Origin of the sequence: Mucilaginibacter sp. PAMC 26640 (assembly GCA_001596135.1) — a bacterium.
Taxonomy (GTDB): domain Bacteria; phylum Bacteroidota; class Bacteroidia; order Sphingobacteriales; family Sphingobacteriaceae; genus Mucilaginibacter.
This window is the reverse complement of record CP014773.1, coordinates 2,074,522-2,093,375: the sequence shown is the minus strand read 5'-3', so window position 1 is coordinate 2,093,375 and position 18,854 is coordinate 2,074,522. Positions and strand designations below refer to the sequence as shown.

General features: G+C 41.5%; 18 protein-coding genes. 12 read left to right on the top strand and 6 right to left on the bottom strand.

Going from position 1 to position 18,854, the window contains the following annotated elements; translation table 11 throughout:
* Positions 1–463: 463 nt before the first annotated feature.
* Complete coding sequence (locus A0256_08990) at positions 464–1,021, bottom strand: hypothetical protein (protein AMR31552.1); 558 nt, start codon at positions 1,019–1,021, stop codon at positions 464–466.
* Positions 1,022–1,232: 211 nt separating this feature from the next.
* On the opposite strand from A0256_08990, the gene A0256_08985 reads away from it, so the two are divergent.
* From A0256_08985 to A0256_08975, 3 genes are all read left to right on the top strand, one after another.
* Positions 1,233–2,306, top strand: coding sequence for a hypothetical protein (locus A0256_08985; GenBank protein AMR31551.1), 1,074 nt, complete (start codon positions 1,233–1,235; stop codon positions 2,304–2,306).
* Between the two features lie 447 nt (positions 2,307–2,753).
* Positions 2,754–6,002, top strand: a complete 3,249-nt coding sequence (locus A0256_08980) for a SusC/RagA family TonB-linked outer membrane protein (GenBank protein ID AMR34484.1) — start codon at positions 2,754–2,756, stop codon at positions 6,000–6,002.
* A gap of 28 nt (positions 6,003–6,030) precedes the next feature.
* Complete coding sequence (locus A0256_08975; protein ID AMR31550.1) at positions 6,031–7,803, top strand: carbohydrate-binding protein SusD; 1,773 nt, start codon at positions 6,031–6,033, stop codon at positions 7,801–7,803.
* A 588-nt stretch (positions 7,804–8,391) separates the two neighbouring features.
* Here A0256_08975 and A0256_08970 read toward each other — a convergent pair.
* The gene (locus tag A0256_08970) at positions 8,392–8,706 is read right to left on the bottom strand and encodes a hypothetical protein (GenBank protein AMR31549.1); all 315 of its coding nucleotides are present in this window, start codon (positions 8,704–8,706) and stop codon (positions 8,392–8,394) included.
* An 8-nt stretch (positions 8,707–8,714) separates the two neighbouring features.
* Here A0256_08970 and A0256_08965 point away from each other — a divergent pair, with 8 nt between their 5' ends.
* From A0256_08965 to A0256_08955, 3 genes are read left to right on the top strand one after another with little or no spacing between them, the layout of a single operon-like run.
* Positions 8,715–9,287: a hypothetical protein gene (locus A0256_08965; GenBank protein ID AMR31548.1), complete on the top strand. Its 573-nt coding sequence runs from the start codon at positions 8,715–8,717 to the stop codon at positions 9,285–9,287.
* 3 nt (positions 9,288–9,290) lie between these two features.
* Entirely contained in the window at positions 9,291–9,479 is a 189-nt protein-coding gene (locus tag A0256_08960) for a hypothetical protein (GenBank protein AMR31547.1), read from the top strand.
* A 41-nt stretch (positions 9,480–9,520) separates the two neighbouring features.
* Positions 9,521–10,171 carry a hypothetical protein gene (locus A0256_08955; protein ID AMR31546.1) on the top strand — a complete coding sequence of 217 codons (651 nt, stop codon included), beginning with the start codon at positions 9,521–9,523 and terminating at the stop codon, positions 10,169–10,171.
* Between the two features lie 164 nt (positions 10,172–10,335).
* Here the strand turns inward: A0256_08955 and A0256_08950 are convergent, their stop codons facing one another.
* Genes A0256_08950 through A0256_08940 form a run of 3 tightly spaced genes read right to left on the bottom strand, consistent with a single transcriptional unit; the run spans position 10,336 to position 14,220 of the window.
* Complete coding sequence (locus A0256_08950) at positions 10,336–11,175, bottom strand: hypothetical protein (protein ID AMR31545.1); 840 nt, start codon at positions 11,173–11,175, stop codon at positions 10,336–10,338.
* Positions 11,176–11,207: 32 nt separating this feature from the next.
* A complete protein-coding gene (locus tag A0256_08945) occupies positions 11,208–11,675 on the bottom strand; it encodes a hypothetical protein (GenBank protein ID AMR31544.1) in 468 nt (155 codons plus the stop codon).
* 16 nt (positions 11,676–11,691) lie between these two features.
* Complete coding sequence (locus A0256_08940; protein ID AMR31543.1) at positions 11,692–14,220, bottom strand: hypothetical protein; 2,529 nt, start codon at positions 14,218–14,220, stop codon at positions 11,692–11,694.
* Between the two features lie 397 nt (positions 14,221–14,617).
* Between A0256_08940 and A0256_08935 the strand changes: the two genes are divergently transcribed.
* The 6 genes from A0256_08935 (at position 14,618) to A0256_08910 (ending at position 17,951) form a co-directional block, all read left to right on the top strand.
* A complete protein-coding gene (locus A0256_08935; protein AMR31542.1) occupies positions 14,618–14,848 on the top strand; it encodes a hypothetical protein in 231 nt (76 codons plus the stop codon).
* Positions 14,849–14,996: 148 nt separating this feature from the next.
* Positions 14,997–15,239, top strand: coding sequence for a hypothetical protein (locus tag A0256_08930; protein ID AMR31541.1), 243 nt, complete (start codon positions 14,997–14,999; stop codon positions 15,237–15,239).
* Positions 15,240–16,368: 1,129 nt separating this feature from the next.
* Positions 16,369–16,737 carry a hypothetical protein gene (locus A0256_08925; GenBank protein AMR31540.1) on the top strand — a complete coding sequence of 123 codons (369 nt, stop codon included), beginning with the start codon at positions 16,369–16,371 and terminating at the stop codon, positions 16,735–16,737.
* Positions 16,738–16,742: 5 nt separating this feature from the next.
* Complete coding sequence (locus tag A0256_08920) at positions 16,743–16,934, top strand: hypothetical protein (GenBank protein ID AMR31539.1); 192 nt, start codon at positions 16,743–16,745, stop codon at positions 16,932–16,934.
* Between the two features lie 299 nt (positions 16,935–17,233).
* Positions 17,234–17,440 carry a hypothetical protein gene (locus A0256_08915; protein ID AMR31538.1) on the top strand — a complete coding sequence of 69 codons (207 nt, stop codon included), beginning with the start codon at positions 17,234–17,236 and terminating at the stop codon, positions 17,438–17,440.
* Between the two features lie 79 nt (positions 17,441–17,519).
* Positions 17,520–17,951, top strand: coding sequence for a hypothetical protein (locus A0256_08910; GenBank protein ID AMR31537.1), 432 nt, complete (start codon positions 17,520–17,522; stop codon positions 17,949–17,951).
* Between the two features lie 564 nt (positions 17,952–18,515).
* On the opposite strand, the gene A0256_08905 is transcribed toward A0256_08910, so the two are convergent.
* A complete protein-coding gene (locus A0256_08905; protein AMR31536.1) occupies positions 18,516–18,701 on the bottom strand; it encodes a hypothetical protein in 186 nt (61 codons plus the stop codon).
* Between the last annotated feature and the right edge of the window lie 153 nt (positions 18,702–18,854).

The following is an 18,854-nucleotide window of genomic DNA, read 5'->3' as shown; positions in this document are numbered from 1 at the left end:
GAAATTGTTATTCACTATTGTTGCTACAAATATGTATGTCTTAGTTAAGATTTCCTATTACTTTAATTATTTTTATTTACCGTTATACTGCTATTACTACAAGCAATTAAATTGCGAAAAATGGGCAATGTTGGCAAAAAACAGTAAGTAAAAATTAATTTTTCGTAAAAGTGAAGATTGATAGAAGCTTCACCGCCAACGAGTACATGGTTCAAATTCGTCCTGGGAGGCTTCACTTCTTCTAACATCTGATACAAACTGTTCAAATTCGGCCGGGGTAGCAGATTTTGATTTATGTCGCACTATGGTATGATTTTTCAATTGGGAACTAAGTGGCAAAACAAAAAATTGTTTGTTATCGAAACTGCCGGGGGGAGATGGAACAAATTTGTAATTCCAGTTCTAATAAATCAACATATTACATTCTTAAAATACATGCAAGCCAGGTTCCATAACTTGTATGCTAAATAACATAAGAAACGTATTTCAATATTTTTCGCAGTCGTTCCAACGCAATACTCATATGTCTCTCCACTGTTTTAGACGATATACTCAGCTTTGCAGCTATATCACGATACTTCATATCCTCATAACGACTCATCATAAATACCTGCCGGCACTTTTCGGGCAGGCTATCAACAGCAAATTGAATTTGTTGAGCTAATTCTTTATCATTATAACCCGCTTCTGTATCTGCTGCACACGTATCCACCAAATTATTTTTTAGCAAATAATTTAAATACAGGTTTTCTATTTTTTGATGCTTTAAAAAATTGATGCATCTGTTTTTTGTCATGCCATACAGATAGGCACTTATAGAAGATTTTATTTTTAGTTGATCGCGCTTTTCCCAAAGTACAAAAAATACTTCACCGGTTATTTCTTCGGCAATAGCTATGTCATTCACAAAACGATTGGCAAAAAAAGTAAGTTTTGCATAATAGCGATTAAAAAGCCATTCGTAAGCCTGCTTATCGCCACTCATCAACTTACTTAATAAAACTTCGTTATCCTCTGACATTAAACTTAAACTTTAAAGATAGGGGCTTTTTAAAAAACTTTAACAAGTTAGGGTAAATCCAGAAAGGCTGCAAGATTTATTAAAACAATTTTATCAATCTGTTAACTTAATTGACCAATGTTTAAAATATCAAATATAATTCAACTGATTTAATAAAATAGTAAAAAAATATTGGGGGTAATTTAACAATGAGTTGTCATACCACTAATAAATGGAGGAAGAAGAATACATAAAGATGCTGCTGGTAAAATATATTACTAAGCAAACCACTGATGAGGAAAAAGAAGTTGTAAAAAACTGGGTGAATGCTCATCCGGAGAATGAACAATACTTTGCCCAGTTGTACGAAGCATGGCAATTAAGCTTGCTCACAAAACCCCACGGAATAGTAGATACAAAAAAGGCCTATCAATTATTTTTAAGCAAAACCAATCTGCAGCCATCTAAAGGAAAGGCCGTCAAAATATGGTTGGCTGTGGCTTTAAGCGTGGCTGCGATGCTTATCGTAACCTTATTGCCGTTTAAAAATAACACCCCTTTTAAAGCCACTGTTAACCAACTAGCAGCCGTTCCGGGGCAAATAAGCAAAATCACGTTAACAGATGGTTCTGTGGTTTGGCTAAATTCTGGTTCAGTACTTAAATATGGGGCGGATTTTGGTAAAACAACCCGTACTGTTTATCTGGAAGGTGAGGGCTTTTTTGAAATTGCCCCCGGCAAAAAGGATATTCCGTTTTTAGTGCACACCAAAAATTACATCGTTAGGGATATTGGTACCCGGTTTAATTTAAAGGCATATCCTAACGATCCCTACTTTGAAACAGCGGTTGTAAACGGCGAAATATCTATAGAAGATAAGGGGCAAAAAGCTAATGCTACCAATCGCATGCACATTAAACAAAAGCAAACCCTGCGTATCTGGAACCATGGTACCAATAATGAACCAGGTTTAACAGGCATTAATAACATGCCTGTAAAAAGGTATAACGAAATTCAAATTACGGAGTTTGCGCCCGATAAGACGGATAATTATATTGGCTGGAAAGACAACCTGCTTGTTTTTGACAGTAACACGATGGATGAGATAGCGCGTGTTTTAGAACGCCGTTATAACGTAAAGATCAGCATTGCAGATACTACGCTGCGTGCAATTCGTTACTCGGGGAATTTTAAAAATGTAAAGAGTATTGATAGAGTACTGAATATCATCAAACAAAATACACCTATTTCTTACTCAGCTACCAGTACGGGAATTATCACGATCATAAAAGATAAAACTAAATAAAACAGCTAAAAAACTTAAGCAAACAATATGGGATAAACTTTATAAAAAACAAACAACCCGGACTGCGCTAACAATCCGGGTGTATTTATTGGAAATCAATTAATAGCTAATACCCTAACGCTTGGGGAAGCATTGTATTAACTAATTAACAAACGCAAATTTATGATTAAATTTTACAGAAAAGCTGTGACGGCTCCTGCTGTCTGGCGAAAAACGCTCAAAATTATGAAGCTTGTTACCGTTTTGCTTGTGGCGGGGATAATGCAAATACACGCTGCGGTATACTCTCAAAAGATATTCAACTTTAATGAGAACAGCATTACAGTGAAGCAAATGTTTAAGCAGATTGAAAAAAGCAGCACTTACAGCATTTTTTACCGCCTTGACCAGGTAAATCAAGATAAAAAAATAGAGGTTGTTGCTAAAGATGCCACTATTGACGAGGTCATGAAAATTATTCTTAGTAACCAGGCACTCACCTACCAGATAATGGATAATGTGGTAATTGTAAAGCCCGCAGGCGATAATGCCGTAAACGTATTAAGCGTTACCGGCTTAGTGACAGACATGGCAGGCCAAACGTTACCAGGAGTAACGGTAAAACTAAAGGGGAGTACACTTGCCGTTACTACCGATGTAAATGGTAAATATGCCATCACCCTGCCAGATGGCACCGGCTCGCTTGAATTTAGCTTTGTAGGCTTCAGCCCGCAAACTGTTTCAGTAAACGGACGCCAGGTGATCAACGTAAAACTTAATGAAGAATCTAAATCACTAAACGAAGTGGTGGTAGTAGGTTATACCACGCAACGCAAAAAAGACCTTACGGGTGCGGTATCGGTAGTTGATGTAAAAAATTTGAACAAAACAGCATCGTCATCAGTAAACTCGCAGTTACAGGGACAGGCTTCGGGTGTTACGGTAATTGGCTCGGGCCAGCCGGGCGAAGAGCCGCAAGTGCGTATAAGAGGTTTCAATAACTTTGGTAACAACTCACCATTATACGTTATTGATGGTATACCTACGCAAGATGTAAGCACACTGAACCCAAATGATGTTGAAAACTTCCAGATCCTGAAGGATGCCAGCTCGGCCTCTATCTACGGGGCAAGGGCTGCTAACGGTGTAATTATCATCACAACTAAACGGGGCAAAGGGAAAGTAAACATTCAGTATGATGCTTACTATGGTATCCAGAAACCAAAAAGCGGGAATGTTTGGAACACGCTGAATCCGCAGGAAATGGCCGATCTGAAACATTTGGCTCAAACCAACTCGGGTATTACAGATTTTACGGACGAGCAATATAACCCGGATGGTTCAGCATCGCGCTATACCTTGCCCGATTATATAGTGCCTGCAGGTGCCATGGCCGGCAATCCGTCTGTAGATCCTTCGTTATATTATGTAAATCCGTACTATACCAGCGGCGATGATTTTAACAGCTTTTACCGCATAACCAAAGCAAATAAGGCCGGTACAGACTGGTACCACGAAATTTTTAAAAGTGCGCCAATAACCAGTCATAATATTGCTGTGAGCGGAGGCAGCGATCAGGGCAACTACCTTATCTCCGCCAATTATTTTAATCAGCAGGGTACACTGATAGATACCTATCAAAAACGTTATACTTTAAGGGCCAATACCAGTTTCAATCTTAATAAACATGTTAGGGTGGGCGAAAACCTGGCTTATTCGGTAACAAAAAACCCTAAAGTTGGTGGTAACAATCCCGATGGTGTTATTACTATGGCCATCAGGCAGCAGCCCATTATACCGGTATATGATATAGCCGGTAATTATGCAGGCAGCTACGGCTCAGGCCTGGGAGATGCTAATAATCCGGTTGCTATACAACAGCGGTCAAAGGTTAACGGCAATGTAGCTTACCGCCTGTTTGGTAATGTTTATGCCGAGGCCGATTTTCTGAACGACTTTAATTTCCGCAGTACTTTTGGTGGCGATATTAGCAACGGTAATTCGCATTACTTTAATTACCCAACTTACGAGAGTAAAGAGAATACCCAGACCAATGGTTATGGAGAAGACAGTTACAGCAATTGGAATTATACCTGGACAAACACCCTAACTTATCATAAAAAATTAGGCAAGCACGATATTAAAGCAGTAGTTGGCAGCGAAGCCTTTGAAAGTTATAATAGCAACATTGGAGCAACCAGGCAGAACTATTTCACGTTTGACCCTAACTATGTTAACCTAAATACTGGTTCCGCAAATGGCTCAAGCAACTATGGCGACCATAACTCTTACACCATCTTCTCCTTATTTTCAAGGCTAGATTATGTTTTTAACGATAAATATTTATTCAACGCCACTATTCGCAGAGACGGCTCTTCGCAATTTTCTAAAGAACACCAGTATGGCTATTTCCCGGCATTAAGTGCCGGGTGGCGCATATCGCAGGAGAGTTTTTTAAAAAACGTGAAGTGGTTAACCGATCTAAAGATTCGCGGTGGCTGGGGTATTATGGGTAACCAGGGAAATCTTACGCCTGATAATGCTTATAATACCTATGGCAGCAGTATCGGCCAATCCTATTACCCAATAGGCGGCGGTACAGTTATTCAGCCCGGCTTTTATCAGCAACACATAGGAAACCCGGAAGCCAAATGGGAGCAGGATATCAACAGTAATATTGGTTTTGATGCTACCTTTTTTGGTGATAAACTATCCATTACTGCCGATTATTACCGTAAAGACATAAATGACCTGCTATTTAATCCGGAACATTTAGGTACCGAGGGTAACGGTACTGTTCCTTATGTTAACATAGCAAAAATGAAAACCGATGGTTTGGACGTTTCGGTAACCGGTAATTTTAAAATAAACAACGATTTTAATTTTAATAGCACGCTGTCTTTCACAACCTATAATAACAAGATCACCAAAGTATCAAACAGCGCCACCTATTTCTACTCAGATATTTCGCGCCGTTTTGATTTGAACATGGTACGGAACGAAGTTGGCCACCCGATAGGCCAGTTTTACGGTTACCAAACAGCCGGTTTCTGGAACTCGCAGGCAGAGATTGACGCTGCAAATGCTAAAGTACAGGCAGCTACCGGTAACCCGGATGCCATTTACCAAACAGATGTTAAGCCAGGACGTTTCCGCTATACAGATGTTAATGGCGACGGCGTAATAAACGATTCCGACAGGACCTTCATCGGCGACCCTAACCCTAAGTTTACAGCGGGTTTGAACCTTGGCTTCACTTACAAACGGTTTGATTTTAATATGCTATTGTATGGGGCATTTGGTGGCAAGATCTGGAATAATGTTAAGTACTGGACAGATTTTTACTCGTCATTTGAGACAGCGAAAAGCAAAACAGCATTGTATGATTCCTGGACGCCTGAAAATCACAATGCCAAAGCGCCTGTTCAGGAGCTGGACGCCTCTGTAAGCAGCGGCTCTACACCCAACTCCTATTTTGTGGAGAGTGGTACTTATGTACGTGCCCGTAATGCGCAAATTGGTTACACTTTCAATATTTCAAAAAAGTCGGGCATCCAAAAACTGAGGGTTTATGCATCGGCAACAAACTTGTTCACCCTAACCGGTTATACAGGCACAGACCCTGAATTAAACGGTGGGGTACTGAATTTTGGTATTGACGAAGGTACTTACGCAAGTCCCCGTACCTTTTTAATAGGTGTGAATTTTTCATTATAACCAATTGATAATTGTAAAAGATTAAAAGATGAAAACAAGAAATTTGATCACAATAATATTGGGCAGTGCGCTGGCATTTAGCTCGTGTAAAAAATATTTAGATAAACCATTAACCGGCTCGCTGGAAAACCCCCTTTTAGTATCGAAAGAGGGCGTCAACCAGCTATTGATCGGTGCTTATGCGGCACTTGATGGCCAGCAGGGTGGCGACGCTTCCATCGGCGGCGGTGGTGCATGGGAAGCATCTCCGGATAATTGGATCTATGGTGGTGTTGCCGGCGGCGATGCTAATAAAGGTAGTGATCCGGGCGACCAAACCCCGATAGAGCTGATCCAAAAGTATAACAGTGACCCCACCAACGGATTTTTTAACAGCAAATGGAAGGCAGATTATGAAGGGATCTCACGTACTAATGTTCTAATAAGTACTATTGGGAAGGTAACCACCGTTTCGGCAACAGAAAAAGCCAATTTACTAGGTCAGGCCCGTTTTTTACGTGCACACTATTACTTTGATCTTAAAAAGATGTTTAATAATGTGCCCTATATTGATGAAAACACTACTGATTTTAACCAGCCAAATAACACAGATATATGGCCAAAAATTGAGGAAGATTTTAAGTTCGCTTATGAGAATATGGAAAGCGACCAAGCCGATGCAGGCCGCGCTAATAAAGGGGCTGCAGGCGCTTATCTTGCCAAAACCTACCTATTTGAGCATAAATTTCCAGAAGCCCGGGATCTGTTCGAAACCGTTATCGCTCAGGGCAAAACTGCCTCTGGTGCCAAGTATCAATTGAACGACCGTTTTGAGGATAACTTTAGGGCTGCGACCAACAACAGCCCCGAATCTGTTTTTGCGGTACAGGCTGCTGCTAACGCCGATCCTGGCGGGCCGTCTAATGCCAACAACGGCGATATGCTTAACTTTCCGTATGGCACCGGCAGCCCGTTTGGTTGCTGCGGTTTCTACCAGCCATCTATCGATCTGGTAAATCACTTCCGTACAGATGCAACAGGCTTGCCATACCTGGATAACTACAATGATCATCCGATAAAAACAGATATGAATTTAACATCGGCACAATCATTTACGCCGGACGCAGGTAACATCGACCCGCGTTTAGACTGGACAGCTGGCAGACGCGGCATCCCTTACCTTGATTGGGGCAACCATCCTGGTAATGATTGGGTACGTAACCAACCCTATGCCGGCCCGTATTCACCTATTAAAATGGTGTTTGGGCAGGCTGCGCAGGATACCGAAGGCGATATGCTTTCATGGGCACCAGGCTCGGGAATCAATAATAATATTATCCGTTTTTCTGATGTTTTGTTAATGGCTGCAGAAGCAGAGGCACAAACCGGTGGTTTAACAAGGGCATTAGCTTTGATAAATATGGTTCGCAGCCGGGCTTCAAAACCAGTAGGTTTTGTTTACAAATACAAAACCCCGGATAAACCAACCGCAGGCTTCTCTACCACACCCGCCGCTAATTACAAAATCAGCGTTTATCCTTCCGGCTATTTCAGCAGTAAAGATTTAGCCTTAAAGGCTATTTATTACGAACGCAAAATTGAGCTGGCTTTAGAAGGCCACCGCTTTTTTGACTTAGTAAGGTGGGGCATAGCTGCGCAGGAGCTTAATGCCTACATAACCTACCAGGGCCAATTTACTCAGGATGTAAGAGGCGGCCATTTTACAACTGGCAAAAATGAATACTACCCTATACCGCAAAGGCAAATAGACCTAAGCAGTGCTGGTGGGGCAGCTATTTTGAAGCAAAATACCGGATATTGATAAAAACAGCGGATCGTAATTCAGGCTAATAGGAATGGCCTGAATTACGATCCCTATTCTTACATCGAAAAACATATAATGTTCCTGACGACTTATCGGTTTTGACATGCCGATGTTCAGCCAAAAGTCATCAACATCATGCAATTTATTGAATATTTGGCTTGTCTAAAATCAAAAAACGCCCTAAATAATGCATTTAAGGCGTTTTAATAATTTGAGATTTACTCAGCGGAGAGGGAGGGATTTGTAACTTAAATCAAAATCAGCCTCTCACTTCTTATAAGCGATGTTTTAAAAAACAGGTCTCTCTTAAGACCCGCTCAAATCAAATAAATAATCTCAATTGGATATACAAATATATCACTCTATATTAATTATACGTCACTACTTTAAATTTTGTACGTTTATCATTATGGAAATTTTACCTCCAAGGACGTAACTCTAATTATTGTGTCTTCTTATTCAATCATTGGCCTTCCGTCATCAAACTAAATTCAGCAACTTTTTCAAGTCCAAATCATTATTCAGGTCTGTTGATCCATTTTGTTTCCAGCGCAACCACCAACTTGTAAAAGTCGATACAATCCTTTATGGCCAGACCGTTTCTTTTTCGATAAAAGCATCTAAGTGCTGAAATGTCCCTTTGATGCGTTCGATATCTTGTTCTACGTAGCTCACTGGCGCGTTCAGATAGTAGTTAAGGAAAGTGTTTTTGGTTACCAAAAGCCGGCCAAATTCCTCTTCGGTAGGCCCATTTTTTTGTAAGATAAGATCCTGAAGTTTCTCGCTTTTACTTACGCCCAAAGTAGCACCGTATCTGGCCGTATTAAGTTTAATCAATAAACCCTGAAACGATCCTTGTGATATAGTCACAGGTTCATTACTTTTATCAACCTTGAACACTTATTACGATGCAAAACTTTTACGATAACCTCACGCCTGAAGAACAGATCTATTTTGATCACTATAAATGCAACGATCCGTATCTTGATTCAAAGATGTTTGCCACGGACCTTAATGCTATGCTTCGCAATGGCTCGCTACCTGATGAGTGGCAGCATACAACCGCAATTCTTGACGAAATCATCAGCAAAAACGAACTACCAAATGAACTAACCGTTTACCGGGTCACCGCTGTACAGATCCTTGATCAGTTTAAAAATGGTAAAGAAATAAATTATCCGGCCTATCTGTCGACAGGTGAAAATTACGAGTGTGTTCAAAACCATTACAATACCCTTGATCCGGGCCAAACGCCAGCACTTATCAAGATCATCTGTCCCGAAGGTACCCATATCGCTCCATTTGAAAGCGCAAAGACCAGCGAAACAGAGCGGGAGATGTTATTAGGGCGCGACCGATCCCTTACTATTGAGGATGAAAAAATAGTAACCGATCGAACAATTATGGAGCAACTCATGGGAAGGGATATGGCTGAAAGCTACGAAGAACTTCATTTGTTCACTGCGCGGTTGAATAACTAAGATATGTACGATACCGCAAAAGAATATGCCGACCTCATCAAAGCAGAAGAATACGAATACGCGGCAGAACCGGAAGATCTGGAAGAAAGAAGGGCGATGTTGCGTAAGCATTACGGAGAGCAACTGAAGTCACGCGCTATGATCTTGATGCTGATTTTACGCCGACAAGAACCAGGTATCAGCACATATTAGATGGTTTGAAAATACACTTCTGCGCAACACTTCCTGAAGATATGAAAGCTGTATTTGCTGAGCGGTTTTATTATACAACTGTAGATAACCGCCGCATGTACGCCAGGATCAGACGTTCCCCTGACCAGCGGTTTTACGCCCTTTTTATCAGCTCTTCCCTGATCACTATTTTACATAAACTTGTAAAGTTAAGTCTGGCCATCCATTTTCCTGAAATGGTACTGGACTGCTCACGAAACCCCGGTCAGCAGGTGAGCTGCGAGCAATTGATAGAAATGTATGTGGAGACCTATGCGCATTTCAGGGAAACTAAGCTGCCCTTAGGACCACAGATCATCCTGGATAAACAACTCGACTATCCGCATTTTCTGACTCTGACGATCCAGGAAAAGCTGTTGGCTTATCATGAGATCGCACATTTCCTTAACGGCGACCTGGAAACAGATGCCGATGACGTACAAAAGTTAAGTGCAGACTACCCTAATATCAATTATCAGCGGGAGCATTATGCGGATCTCGTTGGATTCGGTTTATTACTTCGCGAAGAGAAGATCTTTGATAAGGTTACGAAACAGGACCGTATCCGTATGTTATTCGCATTAATAAACCTGTTTGGTATATTATATGATCTGCAAGGTCCTGAAACTTCAGATTATCCGCACCCTTATAATCGTTTACTGTGTATTATATAATGTTATTACAGCAAAGATACCGCTGAAATCGTCGCTCAGGCGATCGAGAACGACCAGGTCCACCTGTTAAGATTCGACGTGCCGCCAAAGCTTGAGTCCAGAGAAGAAAAATTTGAAGCCTATATCGAACAGCAATTACGTATCAGGCTTACCTAATGATTAGATCAGGAGACACGCGACTTTAACCTTTCAGCAAGTGTCGCTGCATCTTTCGGCCGGTAGTGAAAATAAGAGGAAAACTTATCAGACTGCCAATGCTCGTCGACCTGATAAAAACCCTCATAATTCTTTAGCTCGTCCCGGTTTTCTATTACTAAGATATCCTCGAGATCATACTGAACATAGGTCGAATAACGCGTCATTCCAAGATCTCCCGATAAGCCAACACGAAGACAGTCATATGAGTGTAGTTGCGCTACCAAGCGTTCGACCGGTATTCCGTACCCAAGATAAAACGTCTGCACTGACCTCGTTATAAATGGAACACGGCTGGGTGAACCGGTTTTCCAATCTTCATTCAGTTTAAAATACCAGGTTGTTTCAAGATTCGTGATAAATTGTTTAGCCGTATTCAGATAAATGATCATAAACGCCTCATCGTCTGTGCTATAATAAGCATATTTTGAAAATACGATCGTATGTCTGGCAGGTAGCAAAAGTTTCAGCGTGATTACCGAAATGCTCAAAGTGTATATCGTTAATCCAATGATTGCTTCAATGATCGTTAGCACCCTGACATAGCCCAAAGGTGATACATCTCCATAACCAATCGTCAATATGGATATGAAATTGAAATAGACCAATTCCCAAAAGCCGGATAACTCATCTTTAAAGTTCCCTTTTACGCCGATCGAATATTCAATGCAGGAAAAAATCATCACGGCAGCGACATAAAGTACAGCACTGGCCGTAACAATAAACCAGCTATCTAAAGATTCGAGTCGTTCTGTAAAAGAGAGCCTTCGCTTTGAAGGCAGTTGAAATTGAGCGTCATTATTTTTCATTTGAGGGATGATCAAAGTTTAGCGATCGAAAATCATTTATAAGTAAGCAGAATAAGATTTTCTTTATAGATGCCTCCTTGTTGTTGGAACCCCAATTTCTTAAGTATATGCACCATCTCCGGTTTTCGGGTAGTGGCGAACATAGCATGGCCGCTAATAAGCGGGAATAGTTCTTTCAAAAGCTTTTGACAGGAGCCATGACCTTCATAACCTTTTCTGGTAACAATATAACCTAACTCATAAGAGTAAGACCTGTTTAAATCGGACACCATCGCCATATCGAAAATATCGTCTCTGTAGCTTGCGTTTGGGTTTTTAAAACAAGCTGTCGCTATAATCAAATCGTCCGCCACAAGAAGCGCGATCAACCCGGCACGTTGCAAACCAGCTTTGGCATAGTTATATCTGATCTGTCCGCCACTTGCGATCAGATCGATAGCTTCGTTTTTCAACGCCGTGGAGATGTTGTCAGGCTTGTCTACGATCAATTTGATTTCCATAATCTTTTACCAGACACTACTGCACTATCAAAGTTACCCGGATCAAATTTTCCACCGGCATAGAACGATTCGTTAATGATGGCAGGTCAACCTCATACAAAGTGTCACTTTCTTTAATAGCTACGATCCGGTTAGCTGCAATTTGTTGAACGGATAAGATGTCCGAATTCTTATAGCCTATCCTTTTCAAAATAGCCGGTTGGCCCTCTGCTTTTGTATCCAATTTGGTATTGATCCCTTCAAAATATTGAATCAGAGAAAAGTTGCCCATAGCAACGTAGCCGGCAACAAGATCCATTCGGTCAGCCTGCTCGATCAAAGCATAGGAGTAGCAAATTTTTTCCGGGAAAAAGACACGGGACAATATCTTTAGCTCCCCTTCCTCATACCGGAAGATGATCAGAACCGAAGACTTGAAATATTTTATAGTTAAGGTTGCCGTCAAAGCGATCACTTGTTCACCAAACCAAGTTGCTGACTTCATTTTTGTGCCATGTATCGTTGCTTCAGTGAAAGACGGAATTTGCCCTTCAGGTAGCCTGTCAATAAGGCCTTTTAACGGCTCCATATCTGACAGCCTTTTCCATAATTCCACGATCGATAGCAATGGTGAAATGGAACCATTGCTATCAATACTAAATATAAAATCACCCGTAACGTTAGAGGCTACGGACTTGGAACCTAAAAAGCTTTCCCCGTCCGGTAATAGTAAGACATTAGCGAAAGTTTGGTTTATTTTAGATTCCACATCAAGTTCCATGTCTTGGAAAGTCAATAGTCTGCGATCGGTGAAAATATAAGTGATCACCCGCCCGGACGATTGCAAATTCTTTACATGGCCTATTCCTTCACCAATCTCAGCAGTAAAAAAGGTTTGTGGAAACAGGTCTTTGTGCGGATTCCAGCTAAAGCAATGCTGCGAAGTATGGCCAACGACAAAGTGTTGATTACCAGAGCGCATGAGAACAGCATCTTCAAAAGGAAGTGTTTTTTCACCCGGCAAGGCAGCCTTCACTTCGTAAGGATAAACGGCTTTTCTTAGACTGATCTCCTGTTTTGCCAAAAAAAGCAATTGATAATCTGAATCAGGTGTGATCGTAGCTTCAGCTAGGTCAGGGAAAACCACTTCAGGGTCCAGGTCAAGTAAACCTTTTAATGACTGAAGTATCCTTTTTAGGTTCTCGAAAAAGTAGCGATCTGCAAATATTTCTTCGGCATCTGGTATCGTTCTCGTTTTTATATGCTTTGCTTCTCCTATAAACTGATTAAAATTATGATCGAAGAACTGACCGTGTATCGCTCCCCATGCGCGGTGCTTAATATCGTCTAACATTCCGTTAGGAAAAGCTTTTAGGAAACTGTGAGCAAGCAACGCTGTGTCGATCATGTCACTCTTTAGCAATAAGGCGATATTTTCAGAGTGTCGATTCCATAATTCAATGAGTTCCTCCAGTTTGGTAACACTCACCAAGCCCCGGGTGAGTGCTTGAGTAGATGCCAGTTGTTGTCGCTTATTATTTAATTCAAGATTATGATTTCTCAAAGCCTCTTCGAGGGCTTTTAACTCTGCTGAACCCAACCAGTAGGCTTTATCAGGTAAACTGTTTTTTACAAACTGATCGACAGCGGATTGGTCAAGTTTGCCGGAAGTAGATAACCTGTGTAGGGTAGCATCCACTTCTTCTCCAAATTTTTTAAAACGGCCCACCATCTTATCCTGGTTCGGATTGATGCCTTTCAGAAAAACAGGGAGATCATCGTATTCCTTACCATAAGTTATGGTGTGTACATTCGCTGTTTTTAATAACTCGATATGGCTGCCATTTGCTAATTCCGGTTCCCTCATCAGAATATAATGCTCGTGTGGCACGGTCGGGAACCATTTATTCATAAAATCGATCACAGTGCTAAAGTCAGGATCCAGGATACCATCACGGCTACAGCCAATAAATAAAAAGTGATGTTCCGACCAAAGTCTCTGCAGGATTGTTTTATAACCCTTATTACCAGCCAGGCTTTTGTAATCTGTCGAACTCAGAATAATAGATTCAGGGTTTTGGTAAACGCCATGAAGATGAAGTATAAAATCTTCCTTTTTATTAAGTGCTCTCGCTATTTCACTATGATGGGTCCAGTCGAATATTTTCTTCTTGTTTACTTTATAAGGGGCAGAAAGCAGATCGTCATAGTTAGTCGTCAATATGATTGAAGGACACAGGTCATGAATGTTATTCAAAAGTTTCAGAGATGGAGTTTTAGGATTTCCAAAAAGATCCTCCAACCAATCAGCGTAGGGATGACCAGGAGCGTTCAAAACCTTTTTCAACTCATCGGCTGCTCCGACTAGATCGCCAGCGGATAAAAGTACGCGCGTTTTATCGATTTCTTCTGATCTGACATGGCGATCTTCTGCAAAATTCAACCCGTTCTCGATAGCACCAGCCCAATCTGGAATCCCAGCAGCAGCATACGAGACACCGGCACCGATCACCGGAATTACTTTGTCCTGTTTTAAAAGATCGATGAGTTTATCAATTGGCTTCATTTGTAATGATAAGGTGGCCTAATATCTGAAAAAAGAACAATTTAATATGCACGCTAAAATAAAATAAAAAGAACGTATGTCATATTTACCCTGATTATAAATTCAGAATAAACGATAGCTCGCGAACTAATCACAACGATCACTGCAACCAACACACTCCATCTCCATATATGACCGCTAATGAACATGACGAATGCATTTATCCGCTCGGAGCTGATGGCATCCCGGCAATTTGGATCTCTAACGCAGAACGTTTATCAACTGCTATCTGACAAACATAGTTTACAGTTCCTACCTGAAAAAAGTTGGCTTAGAGTATTAGCACTAAGTCCAAACCCTTTTAAAAAAGCCGGTGTTCCATTCGCAATGATCTCTCCACTTGAGATTAAGAAGTCGCTTGGTATGCACTGCGGTAAAAGTGATTTTATTGATACTGAGCATAGCGAATTATGCTTGGCTGCACCGGGACGATATCAAATCATACGTATTGCCAGCTAAAAGTATACTCAAACTTCAAACGCTGTTGACCTTGGGCGACCGCCTGGTACGTAACAGGGGCGGCTTCGAAGCAACCTTTAAAGAACAGCGCTTATTACCAGGGATAGCCGACAATGCTGAGATGTTTTAGGTCTATAAAAGCATAATCGGTCACTTGACCACACAAATCAAAAGCTTAGACGCGCAGATATTAAGTATTATTGATAGTGATGTTCTTTAAAGAAGACCTATGACCTGCTAACCAGCATGAAAGGTCAGGGCCTGTCATTGCAGCGAATATGATTACAAGTACCCATAACTTTACCAGTTTTTCAAACTGGCGAAAGTTAGCTTGTTATATCGGAAAAGCCCCTTTCGAACATACGTCTGGAACGAGCGTCAGAGGAAAAACGCAGGTTAGCCATTTGGCTAATAAACAGCTTAAAAAGCTGCTTCATTTAGCTGCAATCAGTGCCATTATTCACAACAAAGAGTTAAGGGCTTACTACCAAAGAAGGATCAGCGAGGCAAAAGCAAGATGAGTACGATAGACATTCTTCGTAATAATATTGTCGCACGCATGTTCGCTCTTATTAACCGGCAATCAGGCTATGTTGAATTGGCGAAATATGCAGCTTAGACGGGTAGCATCTTGACGCTTAAACACCGCAGCAGCTTCCAGGCGGGTTCTGTAAAGGGCAGCGAAGATAGCGTAGCGGACGACGCTGTATATATATACCCTTTACAGGTTCTGAATGGAACTGAACTTTGTGGTTGCGCTAAGATGCAGCAGTTATAATTTATAACTATTCCCTATAAAGCTGTGAATTGTGATTTCAACTCTAATGAGGCCGTATTTTTTAATTATCTTAACCCTGATGACGATTTGTTAATGCCAAAGAACAACTAAAACGAATCGCAATACAGAGCATGGAAAGCATCGGATAGAATTTCGAGAAGCAACAACTTACTGAAGCAGAGAAAGATAAAACAATTTACAGTGCCTTTGATGTGTCCGAAGATACCATCATTTTACTCAGAAGTTCATTAGGAATTGAGTTGAGCCGACCAGAGGTAAGTTTTGGATCTGGCTTGCAAAGAATATATTTCGGTTCGATGAATTCAGCATAGACGATAAAGGGGTAATTGGGGATTAGAGCGATGGAAAGTATTCACGAGCCGAGCTATTGCATGATGCACTCGTCACGGCATATGGGAAAGACATGGATAAGTTATGAACTTAATGCCAGCAAATTCTTTTCATATAACATCTGTTCGATGCACACGCTTCGCTAGAAGTAAGTGACTTTTGGGACAAGAAGTTATATCGGCTTGACGGGCAATCCGCTTGCCCAATAGCGTTTCATCAGACAATTGCCTAATCATGATAATGACATAACCGACCTTTCGGTATGCTGGCAGTTAGTACTAAACAACATAAAGTTTAAACTGATCTTACGCATGTTCTCTTTAATTAAAAGGCAGGAAATGTATGTTGAAAATTATCAGAAAGCGGCCTAAAGAAATGTTTTTTACAACCGATTTGGATATATGCGATTCCTAGAATACAACCGCTTTATTGTGAAATACAACCAATAATGGTTCGGTACACGTTTCGGAGCTATTTGATTTGTATCAGCAATGGGCCAAGAACCATAATAAGAATTTGAAATGAAGAAATCGGATCGTTTACCTTGGGAAATCAATATTAAGAAGCTCGAGTACAATGAAGTGGCAAATCCGCTATCTGTTATAAGTGAGTTTTTTGCTGTTGATTGGGTTTATGGTCACAAAAATAAGCTTCAAAACTGGAGATACTTTGTAACGCATGAAAAATGTTATTGTAATAAAAATCACGGCGCGGGAAGCTTACTTTTCACCTACGATATGAACATTCGGTTGTTGGACAGTTGCTATCTGCTCTATTATGCTGATAGAGCAGACAACTTTGTTATTACTGATGCTGAAGCTGAAAAGGAAAAATATGAATTGGAATGGTACCCTAAGAATTTAACAAAAAAAGAACTGCTAACCCTGTAAAGATAATGAAACGTGTCTTTAAGAAAATAACCTTGCATCAATACAGGGATCAGCTGCAGGAATGGCTGTATGCTGCACTCTATACTAAGGCCGGTGACGACGAACTTCGTTACAAAGAAACTCAGAAAGTTTATAAAATGATGTTCAAAGTTTACTCAGCTGTATGGTTGATCTATCATAGAGCATGTAAAGGATGAATGAAAGATAAAGAGGTTTGCACGCCCCTCAAAGCGGTAATCGGTGACGGTGGGATCAGTTAAACACCTATCGTCCCGATCCGCTTTTTATAAATGTATTTGAATATTAAAAAGATTTGCAACCCCCTGCGATGGCTGGCCGCAGTAATCCCAAATCACTGCGCCACCATTCTGCACGGGTTTCTATCAATGACCTTGTTGTTCCTGGAGAATTACTACAGCAGAGGCGGTTTTTACGACAGGCGACTCAATTTTCGTTTCTAGTACACGTCGATTGATGTCGCCTAACCGCCTTTTAAATGCTGAACAAAGTGAAGTATTCGGGTTCGGGCGTCCCGACAAGCTTAGTTTTCGCATGGCGAAAACATGGCTTGCTGAGCATGGATCAAAGCCTGGGCGCGCAAGCCGCAGCAGGCGGGGTGAATGCCGCAAAAGGTTTGTGCAGCAAGAAGATCACATTGAAACTTAACGACCAATACCCGGTCCTGCTTAAAATCAACAAATAGAAAAGTTATGACAGTCGCAGTTAACCGCGTCCTCCTGGCTTTTAAAGACTGGGATTAACGCAAAAAGGAGCTTGATCCCTTGTCTAAGACGGGTGCAGCCGACGCCGGTACGATTACCCGCATGCAACTCGACCATCTGCGCGAGGCAGCACATCGCTTGCAAGTGTCAGTAAGGCCGGATGAAAAATCGTTCATGCTCCTGTTAAACAACCAGATCACGAAGCTGGAAAACAGTTATGCCAAATTTATTAATTTGGCTGTTTTCCAAATTGAGGGACAGACTTTGGGACGGCCCGGCTTATTTAAGGCAACAACAGCAGCAACCAACGCAAAACCTCGAAACGCTCAAAATAGAGCTAAAAGAAGCCGGTCTGGTTCTTTTGCCGGCAGGCTTGAGCAGCATTTGGATTCAGGTCAACAACAAGTGCGTGTGCCGCTCGATCGTCAATTAGCACCTGAAAAACGACTGACGTTCGATCTCTATTTCAAAATGGATATGCACGGCGGCTAACGGTTCAACCAGATCAGCGCCGCATTACAAGAGAACGGTACAACCGTTAGATCGCAGGAGTTCGAACTGAGCGAGTGGCCTGATTTAAAGTCTAACCAGATTTGGAGTTTACTGGAAGGACGGGCTATGAAGCAGCGATATACCGACGTAAACGGGCATGAGAACCATCGATGGATAGAACTCGGCCCGAATGCCATTCATCATTATAATCCGGAGTACACTTTCGATATACGCACCGCTTTAGATGCTTTGCCTGCGATTACCCGAATAAAGATGAACTGATTCGATACCTGGAAAACGGGCAGCAGGTGCCGACCTATTGAAAACAAGGGCGTTCCTTTATCAGCATTTCGATACAGGCAGACCCCGCCAATAGCACGATCAAGTTATTCGCATAAAAAACTTCAGCCAACAACTGCTGAAAAATTAAGTCAAAAAATACGCCAACAGGTACCAAAAGTCAAAGTGCTGAGCGCACAATTACAGAAGAACAGAAAGTGGGTCAGAAATGGACAACACTAATAAAGGCGGCAGCTGGATGGATCCAGTGTTAACTTTTACGAGCTAAAAACTCAATTGGCCGATCTCGGATTTGTCAGATCGGACCTTGTAGATCGCCTGCGGGATTGTATTTTGAGCAACAACGCTCAACTTTCTATTCAGCATCGCGAAGTCTGTGAAAGCCTGGCCCTTGACTGCTGGTTTGATCTTTATAGAAAAGAACCTGACGGGCCGCTCCAGTTGAACCATTATGATTTCAAAAGATATGGTCTGCCAGATACCCGTTTAAAGATTTCTCTTACAGGCTAATCATCAGCAGAACGGCGAACAGGTTTCCGGTAACCGGGGCCATTACTTACCAACTGCCATGATAAAACAGGCAGAAGGGCTGTAGGACGGTAA